9 protein-coding genes are annotated in these 11,829 nt (G+C 68.8%); 6 read left to right on the plus strand and 3 right to left on the minus strand.

Translation table 11 applies throughout. The features are described from left to right. Positions 1–9: 9 nt before the first annotated feature. Complete coding sequence (locus KB201_RS12665; RefSeq protein ID WP_159371197.1) at positions 10–1,251, minus strand: acyl-CoA dehydrogenase family protein; 1,242 nt, start codon at positions 1,249–1,251, stop codon at positions 10–12. 175 nt (positions 1,252–1,426) lie between these two features. Between KB201_RS12665 and KB201_RS12670 the strand changes: the two genes are divergently transcribed. The 4 genes from KB201_RS12670 to KB201_RS12685 all read left to right on the plus strand — a co-directional run bounded on the left by KB201_RS12670 (position 1,427) and on the right by KB201_RS12685 (position 7,712). Beyond that, positions 1,427–3,832 carry an acetyl-CoA acetyltransferase gene (locus KB201_RS12670; protein ID WP_374193919.1) on the plus strand — a complete coding sequence of 802 codons (2,406 nt, stop codon included), beginning with the start codon at positions 1,427–1,429 and terminating at the stop codon, positions 3,830–3,832. Between the two features lie 143 nt (positions 3,833–3,975). After that, entirely contained in the window at positions 3,976–5,217 is a 1,242-nt protein-coding gene (locus KB201_RS12675) for an AI-2E family transporter (protein WP_159371199.1), read from the plus strand. Between the two features lie 90 nt (positions 5,218–5,307). After that, a complete protein-coding gene (locus tag KB201_RS12680; RefSeq protein ID WP_159371200.1) occupies positions 5,308–6,540 on the plus strand; it encodes an acyl-CoA dehydrogenase family protein in 1,233 nt (410 codons plus the stop codon). 20 nt (positions 6,541–6,560) lie between these two features. After that, on the plus strand, positions 6,561–7,712 hold the full coding sequence (locus tag KB201_RS12685) for an acyl-CoA dehydrogenase family protein (protein ID WP_159371201.1): 1,152 nt from the start codon (positions 6,561–6,563) through the stop codon (positions 7,710–7,712). 61 nt (positions 7,713–7,773) lie between these two features. Here the strand turns inward: KB201_RS12685 and KB201_RS12690 are convergent, their stop codons facing one another. Further along, positions 7,774–8,562: an enoyl-CoA hydratase gene (locus tag KB201_RS12690; protein ID WP_211539394.1), complete on the minus strand. Its 789-nt coding sequence runs from the start codon at positions 8,560–8,562 to the stop codon at positions 7,774–7,776. A 59-nt stretch (positions 8,563–8,621) separates the two neighbouring features. Between KB201_RS12690 and KB201_RS12695 the strand changes: the two genes are divergently transcribed. Then, positions 8,622–9,707 carry an NADH:flavin oxidoreductase/NADH oxidase gene (locus KB201_RS12695; protein WP_211539395.1) on the plus strand — a complete coding sequence of 362 codons (1,086 nt, stop codon included), beginning with the start codon at positions 8,622–8,624 and terminating at the stop codon, positions 9,705–9,707. Between the two features lie 66 nt (positions 9,708–9,773). On the opposite strand, the gene KB201_RS12700 is transcribed toward KB201_RS12695, so the two are convergent. Further along, entirely contained in the window at positions 9,774–10,415 is a 642-nt protein-coding gene (locus KB201_RS12700) for a TetR/AcrR family transcriptional regulator (protein WP_211539396.1), read from the minus strand. Between the two features lie 82 nt (positions 10,416–10,497). Here KB201_RS12700 and KB201_RS12705 point away from each other — a divergent pair, with 82 nt between their 5' ends. Next, positions 10,498–11,805, plus strand: coding sequence for a cytochrome P450 (locus tag KB201_RS12705; protein ID WP_211539397.1), 1,308 nt, complete (start codon positions 10,498–10,500; stop codon positions 11,803–11,805). Positions 11,806–11,829: the final 24 nt, after the last annotated feature.

Consider the following 11,829-nt stretch of genomic DNA (forward strand, 5'->3'; position numbering starts at 1 on the left):
CACGGCGTGCTACTTCTGTCCGGCGCTCCAGGCGTACGGCAGGTCGGTGCCGTTGAGCACGTGGTCGCCGACCGCCTGCAGCTTGAAGATCAGCGGGTTGTGCACCGAGATCACCCGGGCGTTGCGCCAGTGGCGATCCAGGCGCAGACGCTCGGAGGTGATCGACGCGCCGCCGACCTCGAAGAGCTGCGTGGTCGCGTCGAGCACGGCGGGGATGACGGCGGCCTGGGCACGGGCGACATCGAATTCGACGCGGTCGAGGAGCGCGGCGTCCTCCCAGCCGGCGAGCGCGAGCTCGTCGAGCTCGTCGGCGATGTCGAGGACCAGCGTGCGCGCGGTGTAGGCCGCCGCCGACAACCGGCCGATCACCTGCTGCACCAACGGATCATGGCGCGGCAGGTCGGCGGTCGAATGCGTGAAGGTGCGAGTGCGGTTGCGCACCCACTCCACGACGTCGTCGGTGGCGCGTGCCGCGATACCCGCGAGCACCGAGAGCTGCACGAGTTGCAGATACGACGTCGCGTACGTGCGCCCCTCCCCGCCGTACCCCGGGCCGAGGACACGCTCGGCCGGCACCTCGACATTCGCGAACTCGGTGGTGCCGCTGGCGGTCAGGCGCTGACCGAAGCCGTCCCAGTCGTCGTGCTGGGTGACGCCGTCGGCGTCGGCGTCGACGAGTACCGAGACCCGCTCACCGTCTTGGTCGGCGGCGACGAGGATGTGGTCGGAGTAGAGGCTGCCGGTGCTGTAGTACTTGGTGCCGTCGAGCCGGAACCCGCTGCCGCCGGCGCTCGCCGGATCCGGGGTCAGGCGCGTCTGATACCGGTCGATGGCGCCGACGCCGGGCTCGGTGATCGCGTTGCCGACCAGCGTCCCCTCGCCGACCTTGCGCAACCACTGCTGCGCAGCCTCGTCCGGGAGGGCGGCGAGCTGGTCCTCGACGAACGACCAGTGCACCCGCAGGGCCTGCGGGAGATTGGACTCCGCGGCGGCCAGATCGATGAGCAACCGGAACAGCTGACGGATCGACGCGCCATAACCGCCGAATTCCACCGGCACGCGCAACGCGCCGAACTTCGCCTCCCGTAGCCACGAGACCTCGTCGTATGCAAGCCTGCGGTCGTCCTCGCGCTGCACGGCGCCTTCGGCGATCCGGGCGAAGATCGGTGCGAACACCTCGTCGAGACGCTCGTCCGTCGTTCCGGTGGCGGGCCGGTTAGTTTGCTCGGTGGACGGCACAGTGGACGTCATCGGGGGTCCTTTCGATCGCAGACTGGTCGGCGACAGTCTGGTCGGCCCGGCACCGGCCGACCACGGTTGCAACCGCGCTGACCGCAACGCTGACGTTCTGGGCGCGTGCACCGCACACTGGCGCTCCGACGCTCGTCGGCCACCTCCGATGAGACCCCGGTCACGCCATGTGTCAATGTTTGGTATGCCAACAACGCTCGTTGATATCGATCCGACCACCCCCGTCGTCGTCGGCGTGGGCCAGGCATCGGAACGCCTGACCGATCCCGGATACGAGGCGCTCGGCGAGGCCGACCTCGCCGCCCGGGCGGTGACCGCCGCATTCGCCGACTCCGGAGGCGACGTCGCCGGGTCGATCGACACGATCGCCGCGATCCGCTCGTTCGAGATCTCGAGCCCGTTGTCGTCGTCACCGCTGGGCCGACCGGACAACATGCCGCGCGCGGTCGGCAACCGGATCGGGGTGGACCCACGCCGCGCCGTGCAGGCCGTGACCGGCGGCCAGACCCCGCAGACGATGCTCACCGAACTCGCGGCGGCCATCGCCGCCGGCGACTCCGAGGGGGCCGTGGTGTTCGGCGCCGAGGTGATGTCGACGGTCCGCCACCTCATGTCACAGCCGGAGCACCAGCGCCCGAGCTTCGCCGAGGAGGTCGGTGGACAGCTCGAGGACCGCGGCTTCGGGCTCAAGGGCATCATCTCGGTAGCCGAGATGCGGCACGGCCTCGCGTCGGTGTTGCCGCAGTACGCCCTGCTGGAGAACGCCCGCCGGCACGCCTCCGGCCTGGGCCGCGACGCCTACATCGCCACGATGGGTGAGTTGTTCGCGCCGTTCACCGAGGTCGCCGCCGCCAACCCGCACTCGGCCGCCCCGACGGCGCGCACCGCCGACGAACTCGTCACCGTCACCCCCGAGAACCGGATCGTGTCCGATCCGTTCACCCGGTACATCGTGGCGCGCGATCAGGTCAACCAGGCCGCAGCCGTGGTCGTGATGTCGGTGCGGGCCGCGCAGGCCGCCGGCATCGACCCCGCGAAATGGGTTTTCCTGCACGGTCATTCGTCGACGGTGGAACGCCCGGTCCTGGCTCGCCCCGAATTGTCCTCCGCTCCTGCGGCTCCCGCGGCGGTGCGGCATGCGCTGCAGGTCGCCAGGATCGGGCTCGACGACATCTCCGTGGTCGACATCTACAGCTGCTTCCCGATCGCGGTGTTCAACGTCCTCGACGGGATCGGCATGTCGCCCGACGATCCGCGCGGACTGACCCTGACGGGTGGCCTGCCGTTCTTCGGCGGGCCGGGCAACAACTACTCGCTCCACGCGATCGCCGAAGTCGTCACCCGCGTCCGGCGATCGCCGGGTGACTACGGTCTCGTCGTCGCCAACGGTGGTGTGCTGAGCAAGCATGCCGCGGGTGTCTATTCGACGACGCCGGCACCGTGGCGCCCGGACACCAGCAGTCCGGTCCAGGCCGAGCTCGACGCGGTACCGACCGTTCCCACGATCGCCGACGCCGACGGCGCCGCGATCATCGAGACCTACACGGTCATCCCGCAGAAGAACGGCCGCCGCACCGGTGTGGTCATCGGCCGGCTGGTCGACCCGACCGTTCCGGAGGGACTCGGCGCCCGCTTCGTGGCCAATCTCGATTCCGACGACGACGAACTCTTCGACCTCCTCCTCACCTCCGACGACCCCGTCGGCACGCCGATCGTCGTGCGGTCCTTCGACAAGGGCAATCGGGTGGCCCTGACCGCCGCGGCCATGAACTCCCGGCATCCGGTCGTCGCGCCGGCGTTCCGCGACTCCTACGAGCACGTCGAGATCCGTCGCGACGGCCGGCTGCTCGAGGTGACCATCAACCGGCCCGATGCGCGCAACGCGTTGAACCCCGCCGCGAACGCCGAACTCGATTCGATCTTCGAGGCCTACTTCGCCGATCCCGACCTGTGGGTGGCGATCTTGACGGGCAAGGGCGACAAGGCCTTCTCGGCGGGCAACGATCTCGCGGCGACCGCGGGCCCCGCCGCCCTGTCGGTGCCGAAGAACGGGTTCGCCGGACTCACCTCGCGGCGCAGCCTGCCCAAACCGGTGATCGCGGCGGTCAACGGCTTCGCGCTCGGCGGCGGCTGCGAGATCGCGATGGCCTGTCACATCGTCGTGGCCGACGAGGACGCGTCGTTCGGACTGCCCGAGGTGAAGGTGGGTTTGGCGGCCGCCGCGGGTGGTCTGGTCCGCCTGCCGCGGATGATCCCGCCCGCGCTCGCACGCGACATGATCCTGACCGGGCGTCGGATCTCCGCCGCCGAGGCCGCCTCCGCCGGACTGGTGAGCCGGATCGCCCCGGCCGGAAAGGTTCTCGAGACCGCACGCGGCGTGGCCGAGGAGATCCTGGCCGCCTCTCCGACGTCGGTACGGGCGTCGATCGCCACCATGGAGCAGTCCGACGCCATCACCGACACCGTCGACGCCGTCCACGCCAGCACCTCGGTGCTCGACTCGCTCGTGATCAGCGGCGACACCCTCGAAGGGATCATGGCGTTCGTGATGAAGCGGACGCCGAACTGGAAAGGCCACTAGAGACTCATCGAAGACGAAAGCGCACGGAAGACGCGCGCACGGTCGTCGGATGCTGAACACTTGACGGCGGCCACTCCGCGCGCTCCCGCGTGTGGGTGGCCGCTGTTTCGACGTAACAGTCGTGTCCAGAAAGGCGGCACACCATGTCCGGTAGCAGTGAGGCACGCGGAACCAAGTCCTCCAAACGCACACCCCCACCACCGTCGTACCGGGTCGATCCCCCCGACTGGACACTGCCGCGGGGCACGATCGTGCTCCTCACGATCGCCGGCCTCGTCGTCGCCATCGGCGGCATCAAGTCGGTGGCGTCGCTGGTCGGGCCGGTCTTTCTCGCGCTGATGCTCACCGTCGCCGTCCAGCCGGTCCCGAACTGGTTGCGCAAGAAGGGCTTCCCGCGGTGGGCCGCCTTCGTGACGACGGTGCTCCTCGTCTACGGAATCCTCATCGGGCTGTTCGCGGCGCTGGTGTTCTCCGTCGCGCGCCTGGCATCGATCCTGCCGCAGTACGACGACAAGTTCGACGACCTCGTCACCGGCTTCCAGAACTTCCTCACCAGCCACGGCGTCAGCCACGACAAGGTGCAGGACATGATCTCCCATGTCGACACCAGCAAGGTCGTGGGTGCCGTGACCGACGTGCTGAGCAGCACGTTCAGCGTGGCCTCGGCGCTCGTGCTCGTCCTCGCCCTGCTGCTGTTCATGGCCGCGGACTCGGTCGGCTTCGACGACCGGATGAACATCCTGGACCGGATGCGCCCCGACATCGCATCGGCCTTCCGTTCGTTCTCGCAGGGGACACGCAGCTATCTGTGGGTGTCGACGGTCTTCGGCCTGATCGTCGCCGTGCTCGACAGCGTGGCCCTCGCGTTGCTGTCCATCCCGCTCCCCATCCTCTGGGGCCTGCTGTCGTTCATCACCAACTACATCCCGAACGTCGGCTTCATCATCGGTCTGGTCCCACCCGCGCTGCTCGGGCTCCTCGTCGGGGGGCCCACGAAGATGATCGTCGTCATCGTCGTCTACAGCGCGATCAACGTCATCATCCAGTCGGTCATCCAACCGAAATTCGTCGGCGACGCGGTCGGGTTGTCGACCACCCTGACCTTCCTGTCCCTGCTCTTCTGGGCCTGGGCGATCGGGCCGCTTGGCGCGATCCTCGCGGTGCCGCTGACCCTGCTCGCCAAGGCCTTGCTCATCGACATCGACCCCGCCACCCGCTGGGCAGACGTGCTGCTGTCGTCGGGCGGGCAGCCGAAGAGCCCGGACCCGGCCGAGGCGGGAACCTCCGACGACGACACGAGAGAACCCGCGAAGACCACGGGCACGAAGGGTGAGGATCCGCCACCCGGATCGGCCCCGGGCGTCACACTGGAACCGGAAACGTGAGGCGGGCTACGCACCGCGCCGATCATTGGGTAGATTCCCTTTCGACCCCAATCTGACCACAACCGTTTACAGATAGGTTGCGCACCGCTCATGGACATGAACTGGTCTCCGGACGACGCTGCGTTTCGCGACGAGGTCCGCGCGTTCCTCGACGAGAAACTGACCCCCGAACTACGCGCGGCGGGCACGCTGCGCACCAGCGTCTACTCCGACCACGAGGCCTCGATGGAGTGGCAGGCGATCCTGCACGAGCGTGGCTGGGCCGCTCCCGCGTGGCCGGTGCAGTACGGCGGATGCGACTGGTCGCAATCCCAGCACTACATCTTCAGCCGTGAGTCGATCCTCGCCGGCGCGCCGTCGCTGTCGCCGATGGGCATCCGCATGGTGTCGCACGCGATCATGGCGTTCGGCACCGACGAGCAGAAGAACTTCTTCCTGCCGGGCATCCTCGACGGCAGCGTCTTCTTCTGCCAGGGCTACTCCGAGCCGGAGTCCGGCTCGGACCTCGCGTCGCTGTCGATGGCCGCGGTCGACGACGGCGACGACCTCGTCGTCACCGGTTCCAAGATCTGGACCACCCACGCCTCCGAGGCGAACTGGATCTTCTGCCTCGTGCGGACCTCGCGCCAGGAACGCAAGCAGCAGGGCATCACGTTCGTGCTCATCGACATGAACTCGCCGGGCATCGAGGTGCAGAACCTCGTGTTCGCGTCCGGCGAGCAGGTGCAGGCGCAGGTCTTCTTCGACGGCGTGCGCGTGCCCAAGAAGAACGTCCTCGGCAAGATCGACGAGGGGTGGACCGTCGCGAAGTACCTGCTCGTCTTCGAGCGTGGTGGCGGCGCGGCCGCCCCGGCGCTGCAGGTCATGGCCGAGCAGCTCGGCCGGGACGCGGCGTCGGTGACGGCGCCGAACGGCGGCCCGCTGTCGGAGGATCCGGCCTTCGCGGCCAAGCTCACCGACCTGCAGGTGCGCGCGAAGATCCTCGAGGTCCTCGAGTACCGCGCGCTCGCCGCGATGAGTTCGGGCAAGGACCCCGGTTCCATCGCGTCGATGCTGAAGATCCTCGGCACCGAACTGAGCCAGGAGATCACGACCCTCAGCCTGGAGGCCGCGGGCCCGCACGGACGCGTCTTCCAGCCCCACGCCACGAAGCCGGGCGGACCCATCTTCCAGTACACCCCGCCCACCGACGGCTACGTCAGCGGCGAACCGTGGCAGGCCGTCGCGCCGCTGCACTACTTCAACGACCGCGCGGGCTCGATCTACGCCGGCAGCAACGAAATTCAACGAAACATCCTCGCCAAAGCGGCTCTGGGTCTCTGACGGGTCACAGGAGATAACCAATGGACTTCACACTCACACCCGAACAGCAACTGCTGTCCGACGGTCTCGACAAGTTCCTCGACGCGCGGTACGACCTGCAGGTCAGCCGCGACGCCGCGAAGGTCGGCGAGGGCTGGCAGCCGAAGATCTGGAAGGCCTTCGTCGAGGACCTCGGGGTCGTCGGCGCCTGTCTGCCGGAGGACATCGGCGGATTCGGCGGCGGCCCCGAAGAACTGATGGTCGTCACCGAAGCGCTCGGGCACGCCCTCGTGGTCGAGCCGTTCGTCGACACGGTCGTGCTCGGTGCGGGCCTGCTGCACGCGACCGGCAACCCGGTCGCCCTCGAGGCCGCCGGTCGCATCGCCGAGGGCGAGGCGCTCAGTGCACTCGCCGCGCTCGAGGACGGCTCGGGCGGGGTCCTCTCCCGCATCGAGACCTCCGCCGACCGGGACGGCGACGAGTGGGTGCTCAACGGCACCAAGGCCGTCGTCACCACGGCGCCGCTCGCCGACTACCTGATCGTCAGTGCCCGCACAGCAGGCGAACCCCACGATCCCGCCGGCGTCTCGCTGTTCCTGATCGATCTCGCCGACAGCGGGCCGACGGGTCTCGAGCTGCACAAGCTGCGCACCATCGACGACCGCCAGGCCGCCGACATCACGTTCACCGACGTGCGCCTGCCCGGCGACGCGCTCATCGCCGACGAGAACGCCATCGAGATCCTCGAGAAGGCGTGGGACACCGCAACCGCCGCGGTCGTCTCCGAGGCCGTCGGCCTGATGCGCAAGGTGTTCACCGACACCGTCGAGTACTCCAAGCAGCGCGAGCAGTTCGGGGTCCCGATCGGCAGCTTCCAGGTGCTGCAGCACCGGATGGTCGACATGCATCTCGAGCTCGAACAGTCGGTCGCCGCACAGTATTTCGCGGTCCTGTCCCTCGAGGGCTCCCCGGCGGAACGGGCGGCGGCGGTCTCGGCCGCCAAGGCCACCGTCAGTCGCGCCGCCCGGTTCATCGGACAGAACGCGGTGCAGTTGCACGGCGGGATGGGGATGACCGAAGAGCTGGCCATCGGCCACTACTTCAAGCGTCTCACCGCCATCGAGTACGAATTCGGCACCGCGGACGCCCATCTCGCCCGTTTCGCGACCGCCACCGCGCAGATCGACGCCTGACCGCATCGCCGAATCGCCACCTTCCGGTTCCGGAGGTGGCGATTCGGCGTCCGGGCCTGACTCAGCTGTCGGTCCAGACCGGCTTCCGCTTCTGCAGGAACGCCGACATACCCTCCTGCGCATCGCAGGTCATCGCATTGGTCGCCATCGTCTCACCCATCTCGTCATACGCCGCCGACTCGTCGAGCTCCACCTGCCGATAGAACGCCTGCTTGCCGATCGAGACGGTCCGCGCGCTCGACCCGGCGATGTGGAGCGCCAGCTCCCGCACCGAGTTCGCGAGCTCGTCGTCGTCGACGACGCCGCTGAGCAGCCCCCAGTCCGCGGCGGTCCCGGCGTCGATGGGTTCGCCGGTGAGCAGCATGTGCATGGCGCGCTTGCGTCCGATCGCGCGGGACAGCGCGACCATCGGAGTCGAGCAGAAGAGCCCGATCCGCACACCCGGCGTACTGAACCGCGCGCTGCGGCCCGCGACCGCCAGATCGCACGTCGCGACCAGTTGACACCCCGCCGCGAAGGCCATGCCGGCGACTTCGGCGATGACGGGCTGTCGCACCTCGTGGACCGTCCGCATCAGTTCCGTGCACGTCGCGAAGACGGCCCGCTCGTCGTCGAGGGTCCGGTCGACGAGTTCACCGAGGTCGTGCCCGGCGGAGAACGCGGGTCCGAGCGCCCGGATCACGATGACCCGCACGCGCGGATCGTCGTCGAAGTCCCGAAGCGCGGCGGTGATGGCGCGCATCGTGCTCGTGGACAACGGGTTACGACGCCGCGCGTCCCCCAGTGTGATCACCCCGAGTGGTTCGGCGATCTCCGTCGACACCGCCTCGTGCAGGATTTGTTCGGTCATGCCCCGACACTATGCAGTGCCGCGGGAATACGACGTCGGATCGATCGTTGTGTCTCGTCGTGACCAGTACCGCGCTCTTCGAACCGATCACCCTCCGCGATGTCGCGATCCCCAACCGGATCTGGCTCGCCCCGATGTGCCAGTACAGCTGCTTCGCCGGCGACGGGGTGCCCACCGACTGGCACCTGACGCATCTCGGTTCCCGAGCTGCCGGCGGCTTCGGACTGATCCTCACCGAGGCGGCGGCCGTGGTGCCCGAAGGCCGGATCAGCGCACACGACGCCGGTCTGTGGAACGACGACCAGGCCGCGGCCTGGGGACGCATCGTCGACTTCGTCCATTCGCAGGGCTCGGTCATCGGCACCCAGCTCGCCCACGCCGGCCGCAAGGCCTCCACCTACGCGGCGTTCGACGACCGCTCCGGCGCCATTCCGCTCGACGACGGCGGCTGGACGACATTCGGCCCGTCCGACGTCGCCTTCGAGGGACTGCCCGCCCCCACCGCCATGACGACCGAGCAGATCGCCGAGGTCGTGGACGCGTTCGCACAGGCCGCCCGTCGCGCCGACGACGCCGGGTTCGACGTCGTCGAGATCCACGCGGCGCACGGCTACCTGCTGCATCAGTTCCTCTCCCCGTTCTCGAACCGGCGCACCGACGCCTACGGTGGCGACTTCGAGGGACGTACGAGGCTGACCCTCGAGGTCGTGGACGCGGTCCGCGCGGTGTGGCCGTCGCCGAAGCCGCTGTTCATCCGGGTGTCCGGCACCGAATGGACCGAGGGCGGGTGGGATGTGGACGACTCCGCCCGTCTCGCCGCCCTCCTCGCCGGCCGCGGCGTCGACCTCGTGGACGTCTCCTCGGGTGGCAACGTCCTCGCCGACATCCCCGTCGGACCCGGCTACCAGGTCGACCTCGCCCGGTCGATCCACCGCCAGTCGGGTGTGCCCACCGCTGCCGTCGGCCTCATCACCGAACCCGATCAGGCCGAGAAGGTCGCCGGCGACGACGACATCACCGCCGTCTTCTTCGGACGCGTCGCGCTGCGGGAGCCGTCGTGGCCGCTGCGCGCCGCACACGAGCTGGGCATCGACAAGCGCGAGGCGCCGTATCCGCCGCAGTATCAACGCGGTTCGTGGCACTGAGCCCGGTCCCCGCTCCCTGAGCTGAGTAGGCCCGGAGCTTGCGGAGGGCCGTCACGAAGGGTCTCGTCACACCGGCCGCGGCGTCACCAGCGCGAGGGACGCCGCGGTCGCCGGCTCGATGATCGATGCGAGCGGGGCGCCGGACTCGACGGCACCGGCGGTCAGCTCCCGGAAGCCTCCCCACAGGAAGATCGCGCGCTGACGGTCCATCGGCACCACCCCCGCCGCGGCCATCGTCGGGGTCGAGGTGAGGCCGACGAAGAGTTCGATCCACGCTTCCAGGGCCTCGTCCTTGACCGCCTGGGCGGCGCTGCCGAGCGCGGGCAACTCGCGAATCCAGCTCAGCGTGAGACCCGGATACCGCTCACTCGCTGCAACATATGACGACACCGCTTGTCGCACCTGCTCTTCGATGGAGGCTTCCGCATCCACGCGCCGCGCGATCTCGGCGATCATTAACTCGTTGGTCACCGTCAGCAGCGCGAAGAAGCATGACTGCTTGTCGGCGAACTCTTGGTAGAACGACCGCCTCGAGGTCCGCGCGACCCGCACGATGTCGGCGACCGTGGTGTCGCGGTAACCCGCCTCGACGATGCACTCGAGCATCGCCGCGAGCAGCCGGTCCCGGCTCGATGCGCCCGCCGACGAGGTCAGCCAGGGCGCCGGGAGCGAAGCGAGCGGGCCCGATCCAGTCACGCCTTCGAGCATAGGCCCTTGTCTCGACCGGTACGTGAGCGTACCGTCGGGTGGTACGTGCACGTACCACCGCTGCGGCGAGAGGACCTCACTCGTGAACACCCCGACCCTGAGCGGTGAGGCGGTTCTGCCGCCCACCACGTCGATCCCGTCCACCATCCAGGGGCTCGGCGCGGTCGTGTCGCGGCGACATTTCTTTCGATATCTCCACGACCGGCACGGCTCGGCCTTCACCGTGAACCTGCCCGTCTTCGGCCCTTCCGTCGTCATCTCCGATGCCGCGATGGCGCGCGAGCTGTTCACCGCCGGCGACCAGGTCGAGAACGTCCAGCCCAACCTCGGCCGCATACTAGGCACCGGATCGATGTTCGCGCTGGAGGGCGCCCGACACCGCGCCCGGCGCAAACTGCTCACCCCGCCGTTGCACGGCAAGCCGATTCGGTCGTACGAACAGATGGTGGTCGACGAGGTTCGCGCCGAATCAGCGTCCTGGCCCACCGGGGTCGAGTTCGCCTCCATCGAACCGATGATGCGCATCACCCTGAACGTCATCCTCCGCGCGGTTTTCGGCGCCGAGGGCAGCGAGCTGGACCGACTCCGCGACATGATCCCACCGATGGTGACCGTCGGTTCGCGCGCCGCGACGGTACCCCCACTCCCACGCCTTCTCCGGCCGATCGACCCCAATCACCGGTACGCGCGACGCAATGCCGAATACCGAGATTACGTCGGCGGGCTGATCACGAAGGCGCGCAACGATTCTCGCCTGGATGAGCGCACCGACATCCTGGCGATCATGCTGCGCAGCACCTACGACGACGGCAGTCCGATGACCGACGACGAGACCGCCGAGGAACTGGCCACGATGCTCGCCGCCGGACACGAGACCACGGCGACGACCCTTGCGTGGGCGCTCGAGCGGCTGCGCCGGCACCCCGAGGTGGTGCGCGAACTGGTGGCCGAGGTGGACGCCGGTGGCTCCGACTACCGCCACGCCACCATCCTGGAGGTCCAGCGCAGCCGACCCGTCATCGACTTCGCCGGCCGGCATGTCGTCGCCGACCATCTCGACCTCGGCGAGTGGCGGATCCCGAAGGGATACAACGTCCTCGTCTCGATCGCACTCCTCCACGACGACACCAGCGAGTTCGCCCGGCCCGAGGTCTTCGACCCGACCCGTTTCCTGGGCACCAAGCCTCCGTCGGCCTGGCTGCCGTTCGGCGGCGGCACACGGCGGTGCATCGGGGCGGCATTCGCGACCATGGAGATGGACGTGACCCTGCGGACACTGCTGGCGGACTTCGAACTGCTGCCGACCAGCGCCAAGTCCGAACGCTGGTTCTCGCGCGGGGTGGCGTATGCCCCGTCCCGTGGTGGTCGTATCGCTGTCGTTCCGCGCTGACCCCAGCTCGACGCCCGGGGGCCG

It is taken from the genome of Gordonia sp. SCSIO 19800, assembly GCF_018132775.1.
Lineage (GTDB): Bacteria > Actinomycetota > Actinomycetes > Mycobacteriales > Mycobacteriaceae > Gordonia > Gordonia hongkongensis.